Origin of the sequence: Desulfotruncus alcoholivorax DSM 16058 (genome assembly GCF_000430885.1) — a bacterium.
Taxonomy (GTDB): Bacteria; Bacillota; Desulfotomaculia; order Desulfotomaculales; family Desulfallaceae; genus Desulfotruncus; species Desulfotruncus alcoholivorax.
The window spans coordinates 60822-87595 of sequence record NZ_AUMW01000010.1 but is presented as its reverse complement, the minus strand read 5'-3'; the positions used below and the strand labels follow the sequence as shown (position 1 = coordinate 87595).

The following is a 26774-nucleotide window of genomic DNA, read 5'->3' as shown; positions in this document are numbered from 1 at the left end:
GTCATAAATACGAGGAGTGGGAACGATGCGTGAAATGGACCCGAAAACAATGGCTGAAGTTAAAGACGCAGCTTTTCTCAAACGGGTAATCTCGGAAACGCAGGTAGCCAAGCGAAAATGCGATTTTTTTGCTGGCCTGGCTACGGATCCGAAAATTCAAAAAATTTTTCAAAGCGAATATAAGAACTTGGAAAATTTTGAAAACATTGCCGAGGAATACTACCGGCACTTTATTCAGGAGTGATTGATATGACCGAAAAATTTACAGATATGGATATGCTGCAGGATTATGAAAAAGACACTAGAATGGCTGCGCAAACGTTTATGATGATCGCCGGCGAGACTCAGGATCCGAAAATGAGGAAACTAATGCTTAAAGCTGCCGAAATGGCCGCACAGTCACAGGACAACTTTGCTGCTCTTATTACTAAAAGAGGAGACACCCCTTAACGTAACTGTCATTGCGAGCGCAGTGAAGCAATCTGTATTGCCGCTCATTTTGATGCTATATGAATTTCTTTTTTTAGTTGCGAGTTTAAGGGAAGGGGACACACCTTTACGAGGTGTGTCCCCAACAATTTGACCCAACAATTTGTCCCCAACAATTCGAGACGTTGGTGCTGTCGGCGCGAAAGTTCTGAGCACAGCTGGGACCACTGTCCTTCTTAACAACAATTTTTCTGTGTGGATAAGGCTAGTTATTGCAGCACGATTAACGCATCCACTGCCGCTGCACCCTTGGGGAAAAGCAGCATTGGGTTAATGTCCAGTTCGGCAATTTGGGGGAAATCTTCAACCAGCCTGGAAACCTTTTGAATAACCTCAACCAGCGCCTTTTTATCGACGGGTTCTTTACCGCGCACACCCTCAAATATTTGTTTGCCTTTTAACTCTTCCAGCATTTCTTGGGCATCCAAATTGGACACAGGGGCTACGCGCAGTGCAACATCTTCCAATACCTCTACAAAAATGCCCCCCAGGCCGGCGATTACAGTAGAGCCAAATACCGGGTCTTTACCGGAACCAACGATAATTTCAATGCCGCCGCTTAACATTTCCTGCACCAGAACACCTTGCACCAGCGCGTTCTGATTGTATTTTTGCGCATTCCAGATAATCTGATTGAAGCTTTCGATGACTTCCTCGTCGGAAGAAATATTTAATATTACGCCGCCGGCTTCAGTTTTGTGTAAAATGTCCGGGGAAATAATTTTCATGACCACCGGGTAACCAATTTCCCTGGCGGCTTGAACAGCTTCTTCTGCCGTATGGGCCAGCACTTCGCGGGTGGTGCTGATGCCGTAAGCCCGTAATACCTGTTTTGCTTCATATTCGGTTAACTTGGCGCCAGGCTTTAAGTTATATAATATCTCTCCTGCTATTTTTTGGGCGTTTAGCGGTATTGGTACGGATTGGTGCTCATTGGTTTGAATATTGCGGGCAGTTTTAAATTCACTGTAATCTGCCAGTACGGAAAGTGACCTGATGGCAAAATCAACTTCCTTGGCGGCCGGTATGAGATTATCATTCAAAAAATGCAGCGCTTGCAGGGCCGCCTCTTCCGGTCCCCACACGATATTAAAGACCGGTTTGTCTGTTTTTTTACTCACCCGCACCATTTGTTCCAGGTTGCTGCGGTCACCGTGCAGCGCCCAAAAAGCTACGATAAGCATGTCGATTCCTGGATCATTAATTACTATTTCCGCACATTGTTCCAATAAGCCGGGCTGGGTTAATATAGCTGAAGTTATGTCAACCGGGTTGGCGGATGAAGCAAAATCCGGCAGGATACTATCTAATTTAGCCCTGGTTTCTGCTTGCAGTGGTCCAACCTCCAGGCCGTAAAAGGAACATTTGTCTGCCAGCGCCACGCCGCTGCCCCCGGAAGTAGCCAGAATTGCAACTCTCTTCCCTTTGGGATACTTATTGCTTGCAAGCATCGACAATATAATCTGGTATTCTTCAAGGCTTTCGATGCGAATAATACCTTTTTGTTTGAAAACTGCGCTGTAAACTTTATCCGAGCCAACCAGTGCACCGGTATGGGATGCGGCAGCTTTGGCAGCTGCAGGGTAACGTCCGGCTTTGATCAATAGGATGGGCTTATTATTTTTAAGGGCCATATCGGCCGCAGTGATAAACTTTTGACCGTCCTTTACTCCTTCCAGGTAACCGCCAATAACCCTGGTAAAGTTATCCTGGGCCATGAAGCCCATATACTCAGAAAAATCAACATCGGCTTCATTGCCGGTACTTACGAAATGGCTGAAGCCATAGCCCTTATCTTTGATCATTTGGTAAATGGCTGTTCCAAATCCTCCGCTCTGGCTGATAAAACCCAAAAAATCGGGGACTAAAACCCGTTCCGGCAGTTCTGTTACGGAAAAGTTAGCCATAAGAGCGTTGCGCGAGCTGAAGATTCCCATGCAGTTGGGGCCGCAGACGCGCATGCCTGTTTTATTGGCCAGATCAGTTATTTCTGACTGGAGTTTGGCGCCCTCCGGTCCTACTTCTGCAAAACCCGATGTAAATATAATTACCCCCTTTACTCCCTTGGCTGCGCATTGCTGCAATTCACCGAGAGTAAATTTTGCGGGAACGGCTATTATGGCCAGGTCAACCGGACCCGGAACATCCTTGAGCGAAGGGTAACAGGGAAGATTACACAGGGTGGTGTGTTTGGGGTTAATAGGATATATTTTGCCTTTAAAGCCTGCATTTATTAAGGAGACAAGCGGTTGTCCACTTGGCTTAGAGGGGTTTTCAGAAGCGCCTATAATCGCCAGCGATTCAGGTTGAAAAAGTGGTGTAAGACTTTTTATTTCTTGTTCAAAATTTATTGTCCCCATTTGTAACTCCTCCTTGAAAATGAATGAGTGTTCACTCTTTCATTTTTATTCTATCATAAAATTAACCATATTGTTAACATCTGTTTACAATAAAAAACGCGATTTGATCAAGTTTGCTTTGCCGCATGTTTTAATACTTTCTATCCTTAGCTCATGCTAAATGTTTGGCATTTTCTGAAGAGAAACAGACCTCCGATCCGTTAACCGGCCCGGAGGTCTGGAAAGGTTTTAATTATGCTGTAATCGGTTTTTCGCTGGGCCGGGATGAATCCGGCATCAGCTATACAGCGCTGGATCTCTTTTAAGGCAATTCGATAACTAACTCCTGCAGCCCTAACTACATTCTCTTCCAGCATGGTGCTGCCAAAGTCATTGGCTCCAAAACTCAGTGCCACCTGGGCTATTTTAGCGCCCTGCGTAACCCAGGAAGCTTGAATATTGGGAATGTTATCAAGCATAATTCGAGAGACCGCCAACACTTTAAGGTACTCATAGCCCCCGGATGTGGTGCCTCCAAGATCTGTGTTGCGGGGCTGGAAGCTCCAGGGGATAAATGCGGTAAACCCGCCGGTGGCATCTTGTTGGTCCCGCACCCTGATTAAATGGGTAATAATATCTGCGCTCGATTCAATATGACCGAACACCATTGTAGCAGTTGTTTTCATCCCCAGCCGGTGGGCAGCGTCCATCACGTCCATCCACTCACGCCAGCCAATTTTGTTAGGGCTGATTTGCTTTCTTACCCGGTCAACTAAAATTTCCGCACCGCCGCCGGGAAGTGAATCAAGTCCGGCTTCTTTCAGTTTTAAAAGAACTTCAGACACAGGTAAGCCAGAAAGCTGCGAAAGATGGACAATTTCCGGCGGTGAAAATGAATGTATGTGGATATCATATCTTTTTTTTATATCCTGTAACATTTCGATGTAATATTCCAGTTTAAGATCAGGGTGCAGACCTCCCTGGATTAATAATTCAGTTCCGCCAACACCAAGGGTTTCTTCAATTTTTTTATACAATTCAGCTTTTTCTATTACATAAGCGTCTTGATCATTAACGTGCCTGTAAAAAGCGCAAAACCTGCACTGGCAGACGCAGACATTAGTATAATTGATGTTGCGGTCTATAATATAGGTGACCATCCCTTCCGGGTGCAGTTTGTTTTTGATGGTGTTGGCGGCACATCCAAGTTCTATAAGGTTGCCTCTCTCTATTAACTCAATTCCCTCTTCCAGGCTAAGCCTGCCTCCTGACAGGACTTTGTCCAAAAGGGCTTCAACATTAGACAAAATTATTCACCCCAGATTTTTAGTTTGACCCTATCTTCAATGATGCCGCTCTTGTAAGCATAATCGTAAAACGTTAACAGTGCTCTGCGTTCGCTTTCTCCAAGATCATGGTGAATTGTGTCAAAATAGTGGTTTAGCAGGTCATGCGGCAACCCGGAACGTTTGTGCCCTTTTTTAATCAGATCGGCACGACTTGCCAGGCCGGTAGCCTTTGCTTGATTGAATAGCTGGCTGATTTGTTCAACAAGGTCAGGATTATTTTCAGCAAGCTCAGAATGAACTACCCAAACGGCATAAACCATTTTCTCCCTGGTAAAATTTTTCCATTCCCTGCCGAGATCGGTAACAATGATACCGGGGTTGTTCAGCATAACAGCTTGATGGGCCAGCATTGCATCGTCCCCGATAAGCAGCGCAGCGTCAGCCGACGCGAGCATTGTGTTTAAATCGGGCTCCGCCCGGCGAAATGCAAGCTGCACGTGGTAATAGTGCTCAAATAAGATGCGTAAAAGAACGACTGAAGTAGCTGATGACGTGGTTACATTTACGGTTTTACCCTCTAGTTCGGTTGGTGGGCAATGGCTGAATAAAAGAATGCTTTCGACATTACCGTCGGCGCTGATGGACATATTGGGGATAATAATGCATTTGTCCTTATATCTTGCATATTCAATAGATGAAATAGGCGTAATATCCAATTCGCCGTTAAGAAACATTTTATTTAATTTTGTTGGGGGACCCTTGATTAACTCAATATCAGCATCAAGTAGTCCTTCTTCAAGGGCGTGATATACGGGAATACAATTCAAATATTCAACCTGGCCGACGCTTATGCGAGACAATTAAAAGCCCTCCTCCACCACGTTATAAAGCGTATCTCTCGGAACGGGAATGTAACCGGCATTTTTAATCATTTTAACAAGCTTGTTTTTGGACATGGCTTGATCAGTTTGGGCTCCGGCATCGTGTGCAATTTTCTCTTCAACCACGGTGCCGTCCAAATCATCTACGCCGAAGGCGAGTGAAACCTGGGCCAGCTTGGGGCCGACCGTTACCCAGTATGCTTTAATGTGGTCGAAATTGTCAAGCATTAGCCTGGCAATGGCCAGAGTCTTTAAATCATCATATCCTGTTGTTGTACTTATTCCCATTGATTCCAGGGCAGTGTTTTGGGGATGAAAGGCCAGGGGGATAAAGGTCAGAAAACCTCCGGTTTGATCCTGCAATTCACGTAGTTGGATAAGGTGGTCGACCCTTTCCTCAATGGTCTCAACATGCCCGTAGAGCATGGTGGCGTTAGTCCTTATGCCAATTTCGTGGGCTGCCCGGTGAACAGCCAGCCATTTTTCACCGTCAATTTTTTTGGGGCAAATAATTTCCCTTACCCTGGGGGCAAATATTTCGGCTCCCCCGCCGGGAAGGGAATCAAGTCCGGCGTTGTGCAGTGTTTCAAGAACTTCTTTATAAGTCATGTTGTGAGTTTGCGCAAGAAATTCAATTTCTACGGCGGTGAGAGACTGGATCACAACACCGGGCAGGATTTTGCGCACCCTTTGCATCATTTCAATATAAAAATCAAGCTTTAAGTCGGAATTTAGCCCGCCAACGATATGAATCTCAGAAATATTTTGGCCAGCCGATTCTGCGACTTTGGCTTCAATTTCATCAAGACTCATTACGTATGCTGCAGGGTCACCTGCATCCCTGCCAAAGGCACAAAGTTTACACCGGTTTATGCAAATATTAGTATGATTGATATGCCTGTTGACAATAAAAAAGGCTTTTTTGCCGTTTTTTCTTTCTCTAACCTGAGACGCCAGCTTGCCAATGGTTAATAAATCATTTGAATGGTATAAGGCAATTCCTTCATCCCTTGTCAATCGCTCACCTGAGGCCACTTTAGCCGCAATTTTTGATAGAATGTTTTGATTAAGCATGTTAACTCTCCCTAAAAAACATGAATTGTGTAAATAATGTCTAGTAAGGTAAAACAAAACATCAATATACTCAATGTACCGTTTAAATTAAAAAAAGCCACACCTGCCTTGCTCAAATCCTCAGGCGCCACCAGCTTGTGCTGGTAGAATAATAAAGTAACTGCAACGGCCAGACCAACAAGATAAAACAAGCCCATGTGCATAACAACCGCGACCGCAATAAAAAATACCGGTGCCAGGATATGAAACAAAGCTGATATTTTAAGCGCCCTGGCAATGCCAAACCGCGCCGGTATGGAGTGAATCTTATATTTTGTATCGAATGAGTAATCGTCACAGGCATAGATGATATCAAAACCGGCTACCCAAAACAGCACGCCTATCCCCAGTAAAATTGGGGCGGGATGAAAACTTCCGGCAATGGCTATCCATGCCCCCAATGGCGCCAGCCCCAGTGTTAGCCCTAAAAAAAGGTGGCAGGTCCAGGTAAATCTTTTAGTATAAGAATAAAAACTTAAAGCCATAACAGCTATAGGGAACAGCTTAAAGGCCAGCGGAGAAAGTTGATATGCCGACAGCAGCAGCAAGGCAAAGGAAAGTATAACGTATACCCATACTTCTCCCACTTTAAGCAAACCTTTTGGTAATGCCCGGTTGGCAGTTCGCGGGTTTTGTGCGTCAATATGCCTGTCAATAATTCGGTTAAGAGACATGGCAGCCGTACGGGCGCCAACCATCGCCAGAGTAATCCATAATATATCGCTACCGGCAGGGATCTTTTTTTGAACCAGTAACGCTCCGATAAAAGCAAATGGCAACGCAAATATAGTATGTTCAAAACGAATCATTTCAAGAAAAATCTTTGTTTTATTAGTTATTGTCGATTCCATGCCAACACCACTTCCCAATAGACAAATCTATCAAATATGCCTAACCTGATTAGAAGCTGCTAGACAACCATATTGCAAGCAATACTGTTTTCCTTGGCTAAAAAAACAAGCAATTCTTTAAGAAGATTTATTTCTCTTGAGGGCGGAAATTGTTTAATCGCCGCTTCTGCAGAATCAATGTAATAAGCGATTTGTTTGACGGAAGCCCCCCTCTCCAAAAGACCGTACGCCATGCCCACATTTATTCCATAATTGTATAAATGCTGTTTATCCTCTTCCCCGGCACCTGCAACATCCGCTCCAAGATATGCTGAGCAAGCGAACATTTCAGCCGTTTCTTTCTTAATAACATCAATATACTGCTGCGTGTCCAGCAGTTCCTTGCTTGGGTACTTTGGGCTTAAAATCCCGCCTTTGTTGATTAAACAAATAAGCTCGGCCAGTTTTTTAAGATAATTTACAATACCGGCATCACACAGAGTAGTAAAAAATCTCCCGTAAAGATAATCACCAACCAGTACCGGAAATTGGTATTTAAAACGGCTATCACCATATTTTTCCTTGCCGTTGTTGTTCTCCTGAACCTTCAGGTGCACTTGTGATGCCATATATATAAATTGCAAAACCCCGGCCAGTGCAATGGTTTTTTCAGTAACCGGGCTAAATAACCGGTTGCTTAGGATTACCATGGCAGGGCGTAAACTTTGATCGAAATAATTAAAATCCAAAGTTACAAATTCTTTTAAGTAACCGGCTTTTATTTTAAATTTTTTTTCCATGAGTGCATGCACTTTTGCTAAATCTTCGTTAATCAATTTGAATATATTCATGTGCGGGGGAAGCCCTCCTTTGCTTTGAACAATTATATATTCGTTGCTATGTCGTAATATCCTGCTAAAAAAGCGCGATCAATCAGTCCACTCAGCGTGCGCTTTTTATATACTCTAATCCTGGTTCTGACTTGATCGGAAAAGGGACACACTTCTTCAAGGAATGTCCCCGATTTATGGCCAGGTAACTTATCTTAAGTGAAAAATAGCAATGACCTTGCTGTTTGTATTGTAAACTGCAAGGTCATTGCTAATCTTCACTTAAGTTGGTACTAATAAAAATCCCTCCTAAAGATTTACGGCTTCCTTAGGTAGTATCTCCGGCAGAATTCCCCGTTTGGTCTCTTTAGCAGATAGATGCTCCGCACCGAATTTTTCGGTCAGGTAATTGCAGGCATCCCAGGGATTTACCTTTTCTCCGCAGGTAAACACGTCAACAGCTGCATATCCCAATTCGGGCCAAGTGTGAATTGCCAGATGAGACTCGGAAATTACCACTACTCCGCTGACTCCCTGAGGACTAAATTTGTGAAATACATATTCTCTTACTTCCGCGCCCGCTTCGAGCGCTGCTTCCACCATAATTTTTTCCACTTTTTTGATATCATTTAAAATATCAAATTTGCATCCGTAAATTTCAGCTAAAACATGGCGGCCCAAAGGTTTCATTCTAATTATCTTCCCCCTTTAGATTTTTATTTGGACCGGCAAGATCAATACCTGCCGAATACCAATCAAACTCAATTTTAGCATAAAATCTATTGATGTCAACAATATTTTAAATTAGTTTCTATTTTTGTCTGAAAACCTTTGAAATGCTCTTAATAACTGGGCAATACGATAATCCCTGACGGATATTCAACAATTGGTATGCAAAGTTCTTATTACAAGATAAAGAAGCGGAGGGGCCCCAAAGATCATTGTCGTGGCAGCCGCGACAATACCGGAGTCGTTAAAAACCAGCGCAACGAAACTGGCTGTAACTACACCGATAAAACCTTTGTACATTACCGGGTACTTGGATTTTAAAGACTGCATAACTCCTGTCGGTCTATAAAAAAGAATAGCCAGGCTGGCGAGACTTGCAAGAAAAATCCTGCTCCAGATGGTGTATTTTATTAATTTAAAATTCATACTTAACTTTCTGGTTATGATGTTGATAATTTCCTTTGCGCCTCCATTAATTATTTGGCTGGCCGCACGACCTATATGAGATTGGTTTTCCAGTGGCCGGTGCAGATCATAAGCAATTAAGGCGATAAGAAGGATACCTACTGCTGCTGTTATTTTAATTAATGTTTTATAATTAAATTTGGTGCCTGCCAGCAACAAAATTGTCACTAAAAAAGAAAATGCAGCTGTGATTGAACCACCAACATTAGTTCCCAATTGGGGAACAGCTATCACATAAAATGTAAACATGTAGTAAAAACCTATCGGAAACAATAACAAAGTATTGTATTTTTTTATGCGACTAATTAAAGCGGTTGTGCCAATGATAGTTGCGCCTATTAAAACGCCCATATACTCATTACCCAGCCCGTAAAAACGTGCCCCCCCAATAGGGTCATAGCCCAGGAGAGAGTTTTTTTGCATTGGGGCCCCAAGCAGTAAATCGATAATTATACACAATGAAGTTAACAAGCTGATAATGATAAACGGGTCAAGTCCATTGGAATACTTATCAAGCCAAAGGTGTAATAAGGATATTATAACTATAGTAGTGCTTATTATTTCCAAGACGGTTATTAAAATTGAAGATTGAGGTAATAAAGCAACCAGCAACAGCGCAAGCGGTACTGACATAACCGCTAAAAGAAGTGGTTTTAAAATCGTCATTAGAAAATAGCTCTGGGGCAAGAAAATTGCGGCAAGTGACAACAATACCAGTAGTAGCTGGATTAATACATAATTGCGCAGCACTGGAGATCTTGCCTGATTTGTCAATTCCAGTTTGGAATAAAGAGAAGATAATAATAACTGCGCGTTATCTGCGGGTATTACCTGGAGGCCTCTCCCAATCATGCTGGCAGGGCTGTCAATACCGAAATAGTTTAGAACAAAAGGAGCAATATCGTTATTTGTGATTATTCCTGGCCGCTTGGTTGTAGGTGAAGTTAATATGCCGGCAGTAACGCCTTTGCCTATAGCGATTACGGGTGTAAGGTAATTTGAGTCAGGCAGATAGTTGCCTTCTGGAGTAGGCGATACCAGTAATAATAAATCTTTGTTTAAATCCAGCTTATTTACAGTATTTATTATAAAGCTGGTCATCTTTTCTATTGAATCGACTCTATTGTTCTGCAAAACGTCTGTTGCTGTGTAGATTCCAAGTCTTTCCAAGCGATCAAGGTCGCCCAGTTCAACTATGGTTAAGCCTGGTTTGCCCAGGTATTTATTCATATGCATTTCTAAATTATGGTAATTTGTTCGCAGGCCTCCAGGAAAATTAACATCCTTAATAATTAAATCATCGCCAACATCGCCTTTCGGTACAATACCTTGCGTATTCATACCCAATGCTACCGAAGGCCTGCTGGGTTGATCAGCGGTATCGGAATTTCCAATAACCCTGACTTCAATATTATTCTGTTCTAGCAAACCGCCAAGATTTCCAGGTATGACTGTGTGCTTGTCTTCCTTATTTAATTCTTTAATGCGAGCAATATCCAATTGTAATACTGAATCAGCGTTGGTTATCTGGCCGGTTCTTTGGCGAAATATTTGAGCTGCAGTAAAGCTGTCGATCTGGCTTTCGGCATTAAAACCGTTCTTGTCGGAGCCCGATGCATTCAATGGCGTGCCGGCTCCCATAGATGCAAACGTGCTGGCAGGGCTTAAACTTCCTTCTACCCCGGTACTCATAAGGCCCATTGCGCCCAGTTTGGTGACGCTTTGGTACAGCCTATCGTCATTAAGTAAATCGGTTAACGTTAGCCTATCAGCTGTAATAAGCAAAAGGTTACCAGGGTTGGCCGGGCCTTCTATGTTTTTGGGGGTTGGTTGATTTAAACCATAAAGGCTATAGAAAAGGTGCTGGCGTTTTGGGTCTGATAATGAATAAACAATAGAGATACCCAAAACGACAATGGACAAAAGAAATAAAATCCAAAGTTTAGCTCTATTCAAAAACTTCTCCTCCGCTATCAAATGCGATTATGCAACATATATCTTTTACTAGGTATTTCTTCTTTTTCCTGCAAGAGTTGAAAATACAAATCTATTGTTTCTTTTATTGTTTGAGTAACACAAAATTTTTTGATAACTTTTTGCCGGGCTTTGGCACTATATTGACGGGCTGATTCCGGGTTGTTAAGCATGTATGCTATGGATTGGGCCAGGTCTTGGCAGTCTCCAGGGTTAACGAGCATCCCGCATTCTTCGTGTTCAATAACTTCCGGAATTCCGCCTACCCTTGAAGCCAAAACCGGTATATTAAAAGCCATTGCTTCTAATAATGAAAGAGGTAAACCTTCAGTTAATGATGGCAGGACAAAAATGTCCATAACGCAATATGCCGCCGAAACATCCTCCAGTGCACCTGTAAAAGTAAAATGACTCTCTAATGCTTTGTTTTGCACCTGTTCTTGCAGAGGTTTCTTTAACGGCCCATCTCCTACGATTAAAAAGTGTGGATCAAATTTTTCAACCAGTGATTCAGCGGCCTGGATCAATATATTTAGCCCTTTTTGCGGTGCCAGCCTGGCAACAGTTCCTATTACCCGGCGTTCCTGAGGAATACCCAACTCAAATTTTATTTTTTTTCTGTCTAATACTTTGTCAAATGCCTTATAATTAATGCCATTGGGAATAACCTTAATCTTTGAGGACGAAATCCTTTCATGCTTGGATATTTCTTGACCAAGCGCGCCTGAAACGGTGATGATAGAATCTGTACGCCAGGAAAGAACATATTCAACCATTGCAGCCAGATTGTTCTTCCAAGCAGGCCAATTGCTGTTTATAATTGAGTTGTGCGCGGTATAGATATTGACCGGAACTCCGGCCAAAACTGCTGCCGGCCTGGCCAGCAAAGCAGCTTTGGCTCCATGCGAATGCACCAGTTTTATTTTATTACTGCGCATATATTGGTACAATATTTTAAAAGTGGCCAAATCCCGACGGGAAACTGTTCCTGTTAGCGGTAAAGGCAGGGTTTTTATGCCCGATAATTTTAGTCTTTGTTCTATGGTGCTGTTTTCCGGACAAGCAACTGTAACATCAAAGTATTCAATTAAATTTTCGGTAAGAGCTGTTATATGTTTGCCAATACCACCTTCTGTCGGCCTTACAACTTGTAATACTTTAATATCTGGTAACAGGGAAGATCACTCCTTTATTTGTGATTATTACCAAAATAAAGACACGGCTTACTTATTTCCCGCCGTGTCTTGTAAGGTATTTTTAATTAACTTGGATTGCGTCCGTCGGGCAGTTTTCCGCTGCTTCAGAAGCCTGCTCTTCCAGTTCGCTTGGCACCTCGTCAACAACGGAATGGGCTTTTTCATCATCATTCCAATCAAATACTTCAGGACAGGTATCTATGCATGCGCCACAGCTAATGCACAGATCTTGATCAACTTCTGCATGCAAAATAATGCACCTCCCGCAAAATACTGGCTAAAGCAGTATTAGTTTGGCTATTTCCTTGAATATTATGCCCTTAGTTTGTGTTCTTTAATAGTGGCATAAAATATTTAGTACGAGGTGAGATAGGTTGTCCCAAAAATCATCTGATCAGGTTAAAAGGAAAATGTTGTTATTAATGATTATTGCGCCAGGTATCTTTTTTATTGTTTACTGGCTTGCAACACAAGCAGGCCATAACCATGCCTTACCCAATAAAATCAAGCCTCCGGCGAAATACGTAACCACCGGGCAATCGGTCCGGGTTGGCCATACTTTGTATACAACCCGCACAGGCAGCCAGGTATTTACCAACCGGCTGGAATTAAAGAACAATACTGCCATCGCCGAACCGGGTGCTATTTTTTTAGGCTTGGGGCTGGAAGCTTCCAATAGCAATGATAAGCCTGATGCAATTGTTATTACCCAAGACGGCAATGTATTCCGTCCCCTTGATGTAGATGATTCTGTTATAGCCAGGAACTTTAATCTGGATGTTCATAAGAACTATCTTTACTTGTTTAAGGTTCGTACAAGATCAGGGTATTACTATTTTCAGATTAATAACAAGCCTGAATTGACCTGGAGAATAAAAGAAGGAGCCTAAAGCAGGCTCCTATTCTGAATAACTTTTGGTTAAGAGGGCCGGGTCAGGCCAGCAGCACCCTGTCGTCGTCAAATACTGCCCCACTGGTGGACGTGAATTTGTTTACCAGTGCCGGAACCGTCAGGTCTTTCTTTTCACTAGCATCAAAATCAAGGATAATCCGGCCCCGGTGCATCATGATCAACCGGTTACCGTATCTAATTGCTTGTTCCATGTTATGGGTTATCATGATAGTTGTCAGCTTATTGCCGCTTACTACCTGTTCAGTGATTCCCATTACAAGTTTGGCAGCATTAGGATCCAGGGCTGCGGTATGTTCGTCCAACAGCAATAATTTGGGACGGGCAATTGTAGCCATAACCAGGGCAAGTGCCTGGCGCTGTCCGCCGGATAGTGTGCCTACCGGCACTTTTAAGCGGTTTTCCAGACCAAGCCCGATAACTTGCAGTGCTTCCTGGAAAATCGCTGTTCGCCGTGTCGATACTGCCTTTGCCAAGCCACGTCTTTGGCCCCTGAGGTAGGCCATAGCCAAGTTCTCCTCAATGCTAAGTTCAGCAGCGGTGCTGGCCATGGGATCCTGGTCAATGCGGCCAATATCCCGGGCCCGAACGTGTTCTGCTTGTCCTGTGACATCTTCACCCTCAATTTCTATCTTCCCGGCATCAACGTTAATTACTCCGGCGATGGCTTTTAACAGAGTTGATTTTCCAGCACCGTTGCTGCCGATGAGGGTTATAAAATCACCTTGTTTAATTTCAAGATTTATACTGTCAAGCGCTTTAATTGCATTGGGGGTTCCAGCAAAAAAATATTTTTCAATACCAGTTAATTTGATCACGCATCTCCCTCCCGACCTGTTTTATCGGAGGGCTGTGCTGACAACCCCGGCTGTTTGGCAATACTGTCTTTTTGCCAGAAAATTGTTGTTTTCAAGCTGGGTAAACAAAGGACCAACAATACTAAAACCGCGGTAATTAATTTAAAGTCCTCGGCAGGCAGGCCCAATCGCAGTCCCAGGGCTAGTAAACCACGATAAACTATTGATCCAAGTATTACACCTGTTAGTAACCGCCCGAGACTGTTTCCACCAAAGATTGTTTCTCCCGCGATAACTGATGCAATTGCCGCCACGAGCACTCCGATGCCCATTCCCACATCGGCAAAGCCCTGAAACTGACAAGCCAGGGCTCCGGATAAGCCAACGAGAAAATTGGAAATTATGAGCGCCAATAGTTTTGTATTGTCCGTGTTGACTCCAAGGGATCTGATCATTCGCTCATTGCTGCCGGTAGCACGTATAGCCAACCCGAGGTCAGTGTTTAAAAACCAGCCCAACAAGAAGCGAACTAATAAAGTTATTAAAGCAAGGATTATGATGATAGAAAAACTGTTTTCAGTAAGATTGAACCAGCCGGAAATTCGCCCGTAAATGTTTTCATTTGCCAATAAAGGGATATTAGGTCGGCCCATTGTGCGCAGCATCACTGTGTAAATTGCGCTGGCGGTTAAAATGCCAGCCAGAATGTTATTAACCTTAAGCCTGGTATGCATTAACCCCGTGGCTGCTCCTGCCAATCCCCCGGCTAAAGCCCCCATTAACACAGCCAACAGGGGGTTGGCACCGTCGATAATTGCCCGGGCCGTGACGGCGGCTCCGAGAGGGAAAGTGCCTTCAACGGTTAAGTCTGGAAAACCCAGCAGCTCGAAGGTCAAAAAAACACCCAGGGCCATAAATGCAAATATTAAACCTTGTTGTAAGGCACTAGTGACGACGCTTTCCATGAGCCGAACTTCTCTCCCTTAAAAAGCTGTTTTAAGCAGTTACTCTACCACTTCATCTGCACGTTTTAACACAGCTTCAGGTATTTGTAATCCAATTTTGGCAGCCGCAGATTTATTAATCATTAAAGTGCGTTTGCGAATTTCTTCTGGTTTTATTTCGCCGGGTTTTTCACCTTTTAGTACTCTTGCTAGCATTGTTGCACCTTGCCGGCCGCAATCATACTCGTCATTGCCGATGGTGGCAACAGCACCTCGTTTTACGGATTCGGTATCTCCGGTAAACAGAGGTATTTTATTATCCTGTAATACTTTCAAAAGTGCTTCAAGCGCAGATATTACGGTATTGTCCTGGGGAACAAAAACAGCTTGAACTCTCCCAACCAGTGACTGTGCAGCTGTCTGGACTTCGTTGCTGCTGGCAACCGGCGCTTCAACAACTTTTAAACCTTTACTTTCTAAATATTGTTTCGCCCTGTTGATGTTGCTTACTGAATTAGCCTCTCCGGCATTATAGATGAGTCCGACTTGTTTTAAGCCCGGCACCATTTCCATTACCAGGTCCATTTGCTGTTCAACCGGGTCCGCGCTGTACACTCCGGTGATATTGGTTCCAGTTGGCTGATCAAGAGACTTAATCAAGCCTGCCCCTACTGCGTCAGAAACAGCGATAAAAACTACCGGTATACCGGTTCCTTTGGTAGCCTGGGCAGCTGCTTGTGAACTGGGGGTGGTAATTGAAAAAATTGCATCAACTTTATCGGCAACGAATTTATCTGCTATCGTTTTGGCCAGGTTAGGGTCTCCCTGGGAATTTTGTATGTCAAACTTGACATTTTGCCCGTCAATAAAGCCCTCTTTCTTCATTTGATCCAAGAATCCTTTTTGATCCAGGTCAAGGGCAGGATGGGCTACAAATTGAGTGACCCCTATCTTTAGAACTTTATCTTGAGATTGGGCTGGCTGTTCCTTTCCGGTACCGCATCCTACTGCTGTAAGTATAAATATTAACGCTGCAAGCAAGTTGAATATTACTTTTGGTATTCTCATAAATTTACCCTCCTATTTTTTAGTCAGTTGAATAAAATAGGGAATTTTGCTTTTTTATTTCACCTCCCTTAAAAGCGAGGAGAAATAAAAAGCGGTACTCAAATGAGCACCGCTTTCAATAAACAGCGTTGAGCTCATCTCAGCTCTCCTCGTCTCTGCTCAAAAAGGTTAACTTTATGTATACACAAAAATTATATCATCTACGTTAAGAAGCTGTCAATTAAACACGCATCATACCAGGATTTGCAGTTATTCCAATAAAAATACCGCAATCCAATAGACCGCGGCATGTTAAAAAATTGACCTGAATTAAAGGCTAATGCTGCTTATTTCATTGTCATAAATGTGGTACTTACTTCCACACCCGCTACAATTATAGTAACCAATTTGTTTTAGCGTGTGGTCGGATTTACCGCATGACGGGCAGGTAAAATTTTTCACTTCATACAAAGATCCGCAAACGAGGATGAAGAATCCGGTTAATCCAGCTATAGATCCTCCAATTGCACCTGCCAAACCCCAGGATGCCCCCGCCACTACTGATGTAAGCCAAACTGATAGTCCGACAATAAGCGTCACAACAGTAAATGTCAGTATTCTTACGACACTGAGAGCTGCTTCCTGATAAATATCCTTTAAGCGCGGGCTTGCCAAATAACTCCCTCCCATATTAGTTCTTTTAAAATATTATTTCTGCACGTTAAAGACTAATCCTTCATAATTTAAAATTTTTCTATTGACTATTTGTTAAATATCCATATAATCAAATATATAAATAAAACAATGGGAGGTTGCATCAAGTGAAAGCTAATAATCTGGCTTTGAGAACAAATTTACAAGCCTTTACATGGGTTGGTCTGCCGCTGGTAGCTATAGGTGGTTGGTTCTTTCCTGTTTTGGGCTTTCTTCTGTTTGGCTGCATGGCCGGCGCTGTTGGTTTATCGTTTTTTAGAGGGCGTAATTGGTGTGACTGGATGTGTCCCAGGGGGGCCTTTCTAGATTTGGCGCTGGGTAGATTGAGCCGTAATATTCAAATTCCCAAGTTTTTTAAAAACGAATTTGTACGCGCCTTTATGGTCATGTTTATCTTTATTGTTATCGGAACTCAGTTTTATTTCTCCTGGGGCAATATTGAAGCAATGGGTATGGCACTGGTTAGAGTTTTGACAATAACAACCGTGGTTGCTATATTGCTTGGATGGGGAATTCACCCCAGAACATGGTGCCGCATATGCCCGATGGGGACCGTAGCACACTGGATAGCCCGGAGTAAAAATAAGTTATATGCCAGTAGTAAGTGTGTATCCTGCGGGCTCTGCGCCAAGGCGTGCCCCATGCAGCTAAACCCGGCTGGAATTGGTTCTGGTGAAGCAATTGATTTCAGCGATTGTTTGCGATGCTCGTCCTGTATCATCAGTTGTCCCAAAAAGGCGCTATCTTTTGGGCAAAGTGATGCTGACAGGCATTGCCGCCTGGCAGCTTAAAGCGGCGGCTTTAATGTGGAAGCAATGCAAGTTGCAATATATAAATCCGCGGTGGTTTACCGCGGATTTATATAATAGCGTGGAACTCTGGCACTTATTGAACATAAAACCTCGTAAGCTATGGTACCAATCTGCCCGGCTATTTCATCCGCACTGATACAATCATTGCCCTGGGATCCCATTAATACTACCTCTTCCCCGGGTTCTAAATCAGGTATATTTCCGACGTCAACCATGAATTGGTCCATGCATATTCTGCCGACAACAGGTGCTCTTTGGCCCCTGGCCAAAATTTGCCCCCGGGATGACAGCAGTCTGCTGTATCCATCAGCGTAGCCCGCCGGGATAGTGGCAATAGTAGTACTGCCCTTTGTTCTGTGGGTGACACCATAACTTATTCCAGTGCCGGCTGAGACGTTTTTTATATGGGCAATTCTTGCCTTTAATTGCATTGCAGGGATTAACGGAGCACGTTCCCGGCAAACTTCACCGGATGGATAGATTCCATAGATAGCTATGCCTGCCCTTACAAGGTCCAGGTGTGTTTCGGGTAAATCGAGAATACCGGCACTGTTGGCGGCATGCCGGTAGCGAAACTCCATTCCCTCCTTGGCAAGTTGATCCAGCAAGCTGCGAAATTTCGTCCATTGGTTTAAAGTATAAGTTTTATCCTTGCTGTCCGCGTCTGCAAAGTGGGTGAAAATGCCCTCTACATCCACACAGGGAAGCCTGGCAATACGGGTTATAGCTTTTACCGTTGCTCCCTGACCGGGCAAAAAACCAAGCCGTCCCATGCCGGTATCAATTTTTATGTGAACCAGTGCTTTTTTACCGGACCGGGCCGCAGCGGCTGAAAGCAATTCTGCCGTCTCAAGGTTGTATATAGTTTGAGTCAGCTGATATGAAATTAAGTTGTCAAAATCCTCCGGTACTGTGTAGCCCAAAACCAGCACCGGCACGTCAATGCCTGCCTGGCGAAGAATTATTCCTTCACTGACACGGGCAACACCAAGGAACGTGGCCCCGTTTTCCAGTAACGTGCGGGCAACCGGAATTGCCCCGTGCCCGTAGGCGTCAGCTTTGACTACAGCCATCAATTCTGCGCCGGGTGCGGTTATTTTCTTCAAGTTTCTAACATTGTTTGCTATCGAATTTAAGTTTACCTCAGCCCATACAGGAGCATGATGGAACATATTATGCCTCCACTTATTGAAAAATTACAGAACCTCCTCCAGGGGAGTGTAGGGAAGATTGTGGGCAACAGCAACAGGCTGGCAGGTTAATTTGCCGTTAAGCGTATTTATCCCTTTTGCGAGGGCGGAATCTTGCTTTGCTGCATTGCTGTACCCCTGTTCGGATAATTTAATTACATAAGGCAGAGTGGCGTTGGTTAGCGCAAAGGTGGAAGTTCTGGCAACCGCTCCCGGAATATTGGCTACAGCATAATGCACCACACCATGTTTTTCATATACGGGATCGCTGTGGGTAGTAACTCTGTCAATAGTTTCTACTGAACCTCCCTGGTCAATGGCGACATCAACTATAACCGAGCCCGGTTTCATTTGTTTAACCATTTCTTCCGTAACCAGTTTGGGTGCCTTTGCTCCTGGCACCAGGACAGCACCAATTACCAAATCAGCAAACTTTAAGGCTGACTCAATATTAAAACTATTGGAAATGAGCGTTTTAATTTTGGCACCAAAAATATCATCCAAGTATCTTAAACGGTCTAGGTTTTTGTCAATTATGGTAACCTGGGCGCCCATGCCTACGGCAACCTTGGCTGCATTAATGCCTACCACCCCGCCGCCGATGATAACGACGTCGGCTGATGGAACACCCGGTACTCCACCTATGAGGATGCCTTTTCCTCCCTGTGGTTTTTCCAGAAATCTTGCGCCAATTTGCACAGCCATCCGGCCCGCAACTTCGCTCATCGGTGTTAATAATGGTAAAGTTCCGTTTTCCAGCTGTATTGTCTCGTAAGCAATACCGGTTACCTGCCGTTCCAACAGCATTCTGGTTAACTCCGGTTCACGCGCAAGGTGCAAGTAGGTAAAAAGCACTTGCCCTTGCTTAAACAAATCATATTCTTCGGGCAGCGGCTCTTTGACCTTGACAATCATCTCTGATTCATTAAAAACATTTTCTCTTGACAAAATTTCAGCACCGGCGGCCTTATAGGCATCGTCGCTGATCCCGCTGCCGACCCCTGCACCAGTTTCAATCAAAAGCCTGTGGCCGCTCTGGGTCAGAGATTGAACACCTGCCGGTGTTATTGCAACCCTGGCCTCATTTGACTTAATTTCCTTAGGAACACCAATAATCATATCAGCTAACGCCTCCTTACCATAGTTATATTAATTATGGAGTTATTACTTGCTCAAATTCTTTGGTAACATATGGAACTCTCTGCAGCAGGTCACCAGCCAACATGCCGGAGATGCCCATTTCTTTTGCGGTAACGTCACCTGCCCGGCCATGAATGAATGCTCCTGCAACCGCAGCATTTAATGGTGTCAGACCCTGAGCGATTAATCCGGCGATTAGGCCCGTCAAAACGTCTCCGGACCCTCCGCTGGCCATGCCGGGATTGCCTGTTTGATTAATATAAGTTGAACCATCGGGCCCGCATATAACCGTCCTTGCCCCTTTTAGCAGGATCGTGCAGCCCCATTCTTTTGCTTTCTGGGCGGTTATGCCAATTCTATCTTGCTGAATATCCTTCACGCTGTAACCGGTTAAACGAGCCATTTCACCCGGGTGGGGTGTAATGACCAGGTTTGATTTAATTGAATTTAACAAGCCGGCTTTTCCCGCCATTGCATTTAATCCATCTGCATCCAACACGCAGGGGATTGTAATATTCATGATGATATCTTTTACCAAAGTAGCTGTTTCTGCGGCGGTTCCTAAACCTGGCCCAATAGCTACAACGTTGCTGCTGTGACACCGGTCAAGAATATCCTTAAGTGCTGTATGACTGACATTGCCCTTGGAGGTGTCAGCTAATGGAAAAGTCATTACTTCAGTTAGTTTATTTTCCGCAATGTCGTGAATTGCCGAAGGAACACCGAGGGTTACTAAACCGGCACCGGCCCTTGCGGCTGCCTCTGCTGCAAGGATTGCAGCACCGGACATACCTCTTGATCCGGCGATAACCAGGACACGCCCGAAATCTCCTTTGTGTTCAGGACCTTTGCGACCGGGCCACAGCTCCTTTATTAGTTCAGTGGTGGTAAGATATCTGCTGCTCTTAATTTTGGATAAAACTGCTGATGGAATGGATATGTCAACTACATGCAGCTTTCCAACATAGTCACAGCCCTGATATATAACCAGTCCAAGTTTTGGGTAGGCAAAAGTAACCGTATGATCTGCCCGTATACAGGGCCCGTTTATTTTACCTGTGTCCGCTTCAATCCCGGACGGTATATCCACTGCTATAACGGTTTTACCGCTCGAATTAACAGATTTAAAGACGGAAGCTAACAAATCGTTGACGGTTCCCTTAAATCCCGTGCCATATAAAGCATCGATTATAAGATCTGCGCAGTTAATAGCCATTTTGACCATGTTAACATCGTGGGTACTTTTTAAGGGATAGATTTTTTGCCCCATACCCTTCCATATGGTCAAATTGATTAAGGCATCTCCTTTGACTTTATCTTCATCACCAAAAAGGAAAAGCTGGACCCGCGCTCCTTTATTGTAGAGATGCCTTGCGATTACAAAGCCGTCCCCTCCATTGTTTCCTTTTCCGGCTAGAATTACAACTTTTGTATTTCTGGGATTCCCCAACACCTGTCCAATGATTTCTACGACTTTAATGCCTGCATTTTCCATTAAAACAATTCCTGGAATAGCATATTCATTAATTGCAGTATGATCAATGACCGCCATTTCACTGCCAGTTACAAGACGCAAAGTCATATCTCCTTTCCGACGGCAACTGCAAACGCAATGGCCCGTTCTTTGTCATGAGAAACTGATACCAATACTTTGTTAATACCCAATGATCTAGCTTTTTGCTCCGCTGCTCCGCTTAATACGACCACCAGCGGTTTGTCTCCCCCGTTTAAAATTTCAACCTCCCGCCAATTTGTTAGTCCAGTACCTAATGCTTTAAAAACTGCTTCTTTGGCTGAAAATCTGGCAGCAAAGGACGGCCAGGGGTTGCGCCTGGATGTACAGAAAGAAATTTCTTTTTCGGTAAAGACGCGATTGATAAATTGACTATTTTTTTTATTGGCAGCAGCTTTTTGAACACGAGCTATTTCGATAATATCAGTACCCACACCAACTAAGCCGATATTCAAGTTAGACAGCTCACTTTAGATAAATTAATAGATTTGGTTTTAGATTCCACAGTCAAAAGAAAAAACCTGCTATGCAGGTAAAAGTCATAGATTCCTAATCCTTATTAAAAGTTCCTGAAAGTTTAAAGTTGACCCATTCTGGAAAAGATATACCAGATTTAGCAAAAAAATCACTTTCCATAGCGTTTTGCTTATCTTTTCGCTCTATAAAATCGTGAACTGCCTGGCGATAGGTATTGAAAATATCGCGGTCTATAATTTCTTCTTCCATTAATAGTAAACGTAAGGCAATGTTTTCTTCTTCCAGTGTTTTAAGCCGGCTAAAAAGTTCTATCAGCATCAATCTTGTAAAGTCCTGGTCAATTTCCTGGTTGATATCTCCAAGTAAAGACCAAATTTTTTGATCACTTAACATATCCCATACTACTTGCATGTTATATCCTCCAAATAGGGGCGGACGACCCTGTCTGCCCGTATTAAAGCCAATAAATAGACTTGATTTAATACAAAATTATTTACCAATATTTAGTTGTATATACATAAAACAACCTTCCATCACTGGAAGGTTTTCAAAAACCTAAAATCTTTCTTAATTTTTTAGCCTGAGCCCGGCTCACCGGTACCTCGCTGTTTTCTTTATCCTCCACTACAAGATTATAGGTACCATTGAAAAATGGGACAATTTCCCTGACTTTGTGGAGGTTAACCAGGTAGCAGCGGTGAGTTCTGAAAAAGACCTGCGGGTTTAGCCTGGCTTCCAGTTCTTTTAAGGTAAAGCGGGTGAATAGCTTATCATTAAACGTTTTAATGTAAATGTAGTCTTGTTCTGTAAAAGCATAAAAGATGTCTGATTCAGCTACTAAAACAGTTTTACCTTGTTTTTCGGCCGGTATTCTGTCAATCCTGATTTGAGACGGATCGATTTTAACTTTGGTTTTATCGGTATCGCTGACAGCCTTTTCCACGTTGTTGCCGGAATTCTCATGGCTGGCTTTTACTACCTTGTCAATTGCTTTTTTAAGCCTCCCGGGTTCAACGGGTTTTAGCAAATAATCCACAGCATTGACTTCAAAAGCCTGCACTGCATATTCATCATAGGCGGTAATAAATATAACGTGGGGCTGCTGAGGCAATTCCTGAATAGCCGCACCCAATTCAAGGCCAGTCATGCCAGGCATGGATATATCGAGAAATAGAATTTGATAGTCAAGAGCTTTTATTAGGGCTAACGCTTCCTGGGCATTGGCAGCCTCGCCAACAATTTCGATGTTGTTAAAATTGTTTAATAAAAATCGCAACTCTTGTCTGGCAGGGTATTCATCGTCAACAATTAATGCTTTAAGCTTCACTGGAAGCACCGTCCTTTACTATAGTGTGACATGCAAGAGGTATTCTTACATACACAGAAGTGCCTTCTCCCTGTACGCTAACTATACGAAGGCCGTATTCTTTACCAAAAAGCCCCTTTAATCGTTCATGCACGTTGCTGAGCCCAACCCCGTTACCGGATCCAAAACCAGGTGTCAGTACCTTGGGCTGTATTTCTGACGCTATGCCGACACCATCATCTCTTATGACAATTAACATTTCATTATCGTGCTTGCGCACAGTAATTTCAACTGTACCTTGTCCTGGCTTGGGCAGAATTCCGTGTTTTATCGCATTTTCTACCAGAGGTTGGATAGTTAGAACAGGTACTTTATATTCAAGGATCTCGTCATCAATATTTCTTACAACCCTAAGCTTATCCCTGAATCTGGCTCTTTCAAGAATAAGATACGTGTTTAGGTATTCGATTTCCTCTTTTAATGTATTAAAATGCCCATGTCTTTTAAGTGCATGTCGGAAAAAAGATGCCAGTTTGATCAGCAGTCTTCTTGCTGTTTCAGGATTAGTTCTGCTAAACATAATAATTGTATTCAAGGTATTAAATAAAAAATGCGGGTTAATTTGAGCCTGCAGTGCATCAAGCTCTGCTTTGGTAACCAATTGAACCTGCCTGTCTAATTCAGCCAGTTCCATTTGCATGCCTAGAATTTGGGCAACCCCCACCGCCAGTCTTATTATTGAAGTGTGCATTTCACCCTGCTGGGTTTGGTAAAGTTTAATTGTACCCGTAACCTCGCTCCTGCAAATTAAAGGCACTATTACAGCTGATTGAAGCGGGCAATTGGGGACGGGACAATCCAACCCGTATCCGTCCCGGACTACTTTCATTTGGCCTGTTTTAATTACTTCTTTGGTAGCAATTGTCATAATTGGCCCACCGGCTTGATGGTGGTCCGATCCTGCTCCGATATATGCCAACACTTTTTCTCGATCTGTGATGGCTACTGCAGCAACGTCTGCTATTTTTTTAATAATTTCAGCAGTATTGCTGGCTGTTTCCTCATTTAACCCCCTGCGTAAAAAGGGTAATGTCTGGTTGGCAATTTGTAATGTTGGGTCAAGTGGTTCCTCGGAATTTGTTTCGTTTGCCGTCTTATTGGTGTTAAATAATATAAGTATAACTGTTAAAAGTCCGGCCAGAGTTAGCAATCCTGCAGCAACCCAAAGCTGCGGTCGGATAAAGTAGATCAAACATAAAGTGGCTGCATAGACCACAGCCCAGATAACAAGAAATCGTTTTGTATCGTAACCCATATTGGGCATTTGATGTCCCGCCTTAATTATTTTAATATTCTAAATATTGGTTTCCATAAATACTATTCGACGGTGTTGCAACTATTCCTGCAGTAACATAATAAAAAAGAAGGTATTAAAAGGTAAAACGGGACAGAACCATGTAAGGTCCTGCCCCGTTGTTGGTTATACATTATTGGTAAATATTCAATTAACAACTTGTTTAACCTTGAACTTGCTTGCGAATATGTTCTACCACATCCGGGTTGGAAAGTGAAGTTACGTCGCCGACATCTGTCCGGTTGGATATTGAAGCGAGAATCCGGCGCATAATTTTACCGGAACGGGTTTTGGGCATGTCTGGAACGATGTGAACGGCCCTGGGCCGGGCAATTTTACCAACCACTGTTGAAACAGCGTTGGAAATTTTCGCCGCCAGCTCGTCGCTTGCTTCAAACCCGGGCTTTAAGGCAACGTACAGGTCCGGAACAACACCCTTGATTTCATCTTTGGCTGCAATTACTGCTGCTTCAGCCACCTCTTGCACGGTAAGGGCGGCGGATTCGATTTCCTTGGTCCCCAGCCTGTGACCGGCCACATTGATGACGTCGTCAACCCGGCCAAGTATTCTGACGTAGCCATCCTTGGCTAAAACTGCCGCGTCCCCGGCCATGTAGGGCCAATCTCTCCAGTCTTTGCTGTCAGGGTTCTTGTTATACTTTCCATAATAAGTGCTGACAAAACGATCACGGTCTTTCCAGATAGTTTGCATCAATCCGGGCCAGGGGTTCCTGATGCAGATATTGCCAGCTTTACCGGCTCCGGCTTCTATTTCGTTGCCCTCATCGTCAAAAATGACGGGATGAATCCCGGGTACGCCGGGTCCGGCGCTGCCGGGTTTCATGGGAGCCAAACCCGGTACCGTGCTGCACAGGAAACCTCCGGTTTCAGTTTGCCACCATGTATCAACAATGGCTGCATTCTTCTTGCCGACGACGTTGTAATACCATCTCCAAACCTCGGGTTCGATAGGCTCACCTACGGTTGTCATATGTTTAAAATTAAAATTATATTTTTCTGGCTCGTCCGGTCCGGCTTTCCTCAGCTGGCGAATAGCTGTGGGAGATGTGTGGAATATATTAACATTCAACTCTTCGGCAATTCTCCAGATACGGCCGGCGTCTGGATAGGTGGGGACGCCTTCATAAATGACGGTACTGGCTGCACAGGCCAGGGGGCCGTATACAATAAAGGAGTGCCCGGTGATCCAGCCGATGTCGGCCATGCACCAGTAAACGTCTTCAGGGTGAATGTCTTGAATGTTTTTAGACATCCAGGTGACATAGGCCAGGTAGCCGCCGATGCTGTGCTGGGCACCTTTGGGCCTGCCGGTGGAACCGCTGGTGTACATCAGGAACAGTATTCCCTCGGCGGGCATTGATACAGGCGCGACTGTTTTACCCCGGTATTCCTTTAAAAGTTCATCCATGAAAAAGTCGCGGCCTTCAATTACGGGAGCCGAAGATGAGTATTTGCCCGGATAGCGCCTCCATATAAGAACCTTGTCTACATCCTGTCCTTCTTTTTTGGCGACTTCTACGGCAATATCACCAACTGCTTTGTGGTCGAGTAATTTGCCGTTGCGGTAATAAGCATCCATGGTAATCAGTACGCGGCTTTCGGAATCCCAGATCCTTTCCCCGCAAGCCTGACCGCTAAAACCGGCGAATACCTGGGAATGGATTACGCCAAGACGGGCGCAGGCCAACATGGTAATCGGCAGTTCCGGGGTCATGGGAAGGTGCAAGGTTACCCTGTCACCGGCTTTTAAGCCTGCAAAATCCCTTAATACAGCAGCTGTTTCATTTACCCTTCTGTAAAGCTCCTGATAAGTCATGTGTACAATGGGTTCATCTTCAGGCTCCGGAACAAAGTGAATCGCTGTTTTGTTCTTGTATTTTGCCAGGTGCCTATCCACACAGTTATAACTGGCGTTTATTTTGCCGCCCACAAACCATTTCCAACAAGGGGCGTCACTGGTATCAAGCGTGGTATGCCAGTACTGGTCCCAATCCAGTAAATCTGCAAATTCCTTGTAGCATTCGGGAAAATTTTCCAGGCTAAATCTTTGAAATATATTGGGGTCGGTTAAATTAGCCTGCCCCACGAAACTATTCGGTGGGTATATATATTCTTCTTCCTGCCATGTTACTGAATAGTGAGCGCTTTTTTCTTCGGACACAAAAATAACCCCCTTTTATTATAAATTTAAGATTACTTTCAAAATTAAGGAAGTACTTGCATTGATAAGGGTTGTTTCCACCTCCCTTTGGTCAAATTGATAAGATGCTGCACAAATTAATACCGTATGTAATATATAATAAAGGCTATTTGTAAAAATTTTAAGAAAATTCAGCCAAAAGGTATTATTTTTTAGCTGAATGGTTTTTTATCATGTGACTAACCGTTTAAGCTCATAATTGCCCGTTTAAGGA

At 43.8% G+C, this 26774-nt stretch carries 26 protein-coding genes; 4 read left to right on the top strand and 22 right to left on the bottom strand.

Going from position 1 to position 26774, the window contains the following annotated elements; all coding sequences use genetic code 11:
- The first annotated feature begins 25 nt into the window (after positions 1-25).
- Together H569_RS0105555 and H569_RS0105550 are read left to right on the top strand one after the other, a co-directional pair.
- Positions 26-244 (top strand): hypothetical protein, encoded by a 219-nt coding sequence (locus H569_RS0105555; RefSeq protein WP_051273312.1) that lies wholly within the window; start codon positions 26-28, stop codon positions 242-244.
- 5 nt (positions 245-249) lie between these two features.
- Positions 250-450, top strand: a complete 201-nt coding sequence (locus H569_RS0105550) for a hypothetical protein (RefSeq protein ID WP_027364192.1) — start codon at positions 250-252, stop codon at positions 448-450.
- A 248-nt stretch (positions 451-698) separates the two neighbouring features.
- On the opposite strand, the gene H569_RS0105545 is transcribed toward H569_RS0105550, so the two are convergent.
- The 10 genes from H569_RS0105545 to H569_RS0105500 form a co-directional block, all read right to left on the bottom strand.
- Positions 699-2849 (bottom strand): acetate--CoA ligase family protein, encoded by a 2151-nt coding sequence (locus H569_RS0105545; protein WP_027364191.1) that lies wholly within the window; start codon positions 2847-2849, stop codon positions 699-701.
- A gap of 200 nt (positions 2850-3049) precedes the next feature.
- Positions 3050-4135 (bottom strand): cyclic dehypoxanthinyl futalosine synthase, encoded by a 1086-nt coding sequence (gene mqnC / locus H569_RS0105540; RefSeq protein WP_027364190.1) that lies wholly within the window; start codon positions 4133-4135, stop codon positions 3050-3052.
- Positions 4136-4137: 2 nt separating this feature from the next.
- Positions 4138-4977, bottom strand: a complete 840-nt coding sequence (locus tag H569_RS0105535) for a menaquinone biosynthetic enzyme MqnA/MqnD family protein (RefSeq protein WP_027364189.1) — start codon at positions 4975-4977, stop codon at positions 4138-4140.
- The gene (mqnE, locus tag H569_RS0105530) at positions 4978-6072 is read right to left on the bottom strand and encodes an aminofutalosine synthase MqnE (protein WP_027364188.1); all 1095 of its coding nucleotides are present in this window, start codon (positions 6070-6072) and stop codon (positions 4978-4980) included.
- An 11-nt stretch (positions 6073-6083) separates the two neighbouring features.
- Complete coding sequence (locus H569_RS0105525; RefSeq protein ID WP_027364187.1) at positions 6084-6962, bottom strand: UbiA-like polyprenyltransferase; 879 nt, start codon at positions 6960-6962, stop codon at positions 6084-6086.
- A 59-nt stretch (positions 6963-7021) separates the two neighbouring features.
- Entirely contained in the window at positions 7022-7792 is a 771-nt protein-coding gene (locus H569_RS19310; RefSeq protein ID WP_051273310.1) for a polyprenyl synthetase family protein, read from the bottom strand.
- A gap of 288 nt (positions 7793-8080) precedes the next feature.
- Entirely contained in the window at positions 8081-8461 is a 381-nt protein-coding gene (speD, locus tag H569_RS0105515) for an adenosylmethionine decarboxylase (RefSeq protein ID WP_027364186.1), read from the bottom strand.
- Positions 8462-8650: 189 nt separating this feature from the next.
- On the bottom strand, positions 8651-10921 hold the full coding sequence (locus tag H569_RS19305) for a hypothetical protein (protein WP_051273308.1): 2271 nt from the start codon (positions 10919-10921) through the stop codon (positions 8651-8653).
- Positions 10922-10938: 17 nt separating this feature from the next.
- Positions 10939-12063 (bottom strand): glycosyltransferase, encoded by a 1125-nt coding sequence (locus H569_RS0105505; RefSeq protein ID WP_257720093.1) that lies wholly within the window; start codon positions 12061-12063, stop codon positions 10939-10941.
- Between the two features lie 133 nt (positions 12064-12196).
- Positions 12197-12385, bottom strand: coding sequence for a ferredoxin (locus tag H569_RS0105500; protein ID WP_027364184.1), 189 nt, complete (start codon positions 12383-12385; stop codon positions 12197-12199).
- 124 nt (positions 12386-12509) lie between these two features.
- Here H569_RS0105500 and H569_RS0105495 point away from each other — a divergent pair, with 124 nt between their 5' ends.
- Positions 12510-13025, top strand: a complete 516-nt coding sequence (locus tag H569_RS0105495) for a hypothetical protein (protein WP_027364183.1) — start codon at positions 12510-12512, stop codon at positions 13023-13025.
- Between the two features lie 43 nt (positions 13026-13068).
- Here H569_RS0105495 and H569_RS0105490 read toward each other — a convergent pair whose 3' ends face one another.
- The 4 genes from H569_RS0105490 to H569_RS21210 form a co-directional block, all read right to left on the bottom strand.
- The gene (locus H569_RS0105490; RefSeq protein WP_027364182.1) at positions 13069-13863 is read right to left on the bottom strand and encodes an ABC transporter ATP-binding protein; all 795 of its coding nucleotides are present in this window, start codon (positions 13861-13863) and stop codon (positions 13069-13071) included.
- Positions 13860-14807: an ABC transporter permease gene (locus tag H569_RS19300; protein WP_081410887.1), complete on the bottom strand. Its 948-nt coding sequence runs from the start codon at positions 14805-14807 to the stop codon at positions 13860-13862. Before H569_RS19300 ends, H569_RS0105490 begins: the two co-directional genes overlap by 4 nt.
- Positions 14808-14846: 39 nt before the next feature.
- Positions 14847-15854, bottom strand: coding sequence for an ABC transporter substrate-binding protein (locus H569_RS0105480; protein ID WP_051273304.1), 1008 nt, complete (start codon positions 15852-15854; stop codon positions 14847-14849).
- Positions 15855-16163: 309 nt separating this feature from the next.
- Positions 16164-16508: a hypothetical protein gene (locus H569_RS21210; protein WP_051273302.1), complete on the bottom strand. Its 345-nt coding sequence runs from the start codon at positions 16506-16508 to the stop codon at positions 16164-16166.
- 146 nt (positions 16509-16654) lie between these two features.
- Here H569_RS21210 and H569_RS0105470 point away from each other — a divergent pair, with 146 nt between their 5' ends.
- Positions 16655-17338, top strand: coding sequence for a 4Fe-4S binding protein (locus tag H569_RS0105470; protein ID WP_051273300.1), 684 nt, complete (start codon positions 16655-16657; stop codon positions 17336-17338).
- Between the two features lie 56 nt (positions 17339-17394).
- Here H569_RS0105470 and alr read toward each other — a convergent pair whose 3' ends face one another.
- The 8 genes from alr to acs all read right to left on the bottom strand — a co-directional run bounded on the left by alr (position 17395) and on the right by acs (position 26521).
- Complete coding sequence (gene alr, locus H569_RS0105465) at positions 17395-18531, bottom strand: alanine racemase (protein WP_027364179.1); 1137 nt, start codon at positions 18529-18531, stop codon at positions 17395-17397.
- A 24-nt stretch (positions 18532-18555) separates the two neighbouring features.
- A complete protein-coding gene (gene ald / locus H569_RS0105460) occupies positions 18556-19668 on the bottom strand; it encodes an alanine dehydrogenase (RefSeq protein WP_027364178.1) in 1113 nt (370 codons plus the stop codon).
- Positions 19669-19702: 34 nt separating this feature from the next.
- Positions 19703-21265: a bifunctional ADP-dependent NAD(P)H-hydrate dehydratase/NAD(P)H-hydrate epimerase gene (locus H569_RS0105455; RefSeq protein WP_027364177.1), complete on the bottom strand. Its 1563-nt coding sequence runs from the start codon at positions 21263-21265 to the stop codon at positions 19703-19705.
- A 2-nt stretch (positions 21266-21267) separates the two neighbouring features.
- On the bottom strand, positions 21268-21657 hold the full coding sequence (gene acpS, locus H569_RS0105450; RefSeq protein WP_238492469.1) for a holo-ACP synthase: 390 nt from the start codon (positions 21655-21657) through the stop codon (positions 21268-21270).
- Positions 21658-21751: 94 nt separating this feature from the next.
- The gene (locus H569_RS0105445; protein ID WP_027364175.1) at positions 21752-22090 is read right to left on the bottom strand and encodes a hypothetical protein; all 339 of its coding nucleotides are present in this window, start codon (positions 22088-22090) and stop codon (positions 21752-21754) included.
- A 136-nt stretch (positions 22091-22226) separates the two neighbouring features.
- Entirely contained in the window at positions 22227-23006 is a 780-nt protein-coding gene (locus H569_RS0105440) for a LytR/AlgR family response regulator transcription factor (RefSeq protein WP_027364174.1), read from the bottom strand.
- Positions 22996-24309: a histidine kinase gene (locus H569_RS0105435; RefSeq protein WP_027364173.1), complete on the bottom strand. Its 1314-nt coding sequence runs from the start codon at positions 24307-24309 to the stop codon at positions 22996-22998. The genes H569_RS0105440 and H569_RS0105435 overlap by 11 nt, the downstream gene beginning before the upstream one ends.
- A 193-nt stretch (positions 24310-24502) precedes the next feature.
- A complete protein-coding gene (acs, locus tag H569_RS0105430) occupies positions 24503-26521 on the bottom strand; it encodes an acetate--CoA ligase (protein WP_027364172.1) in 2019 nt (672 codons plus the stop codon).
- Positions 26522-26774 lie beyond the last annotated feature (253 nt).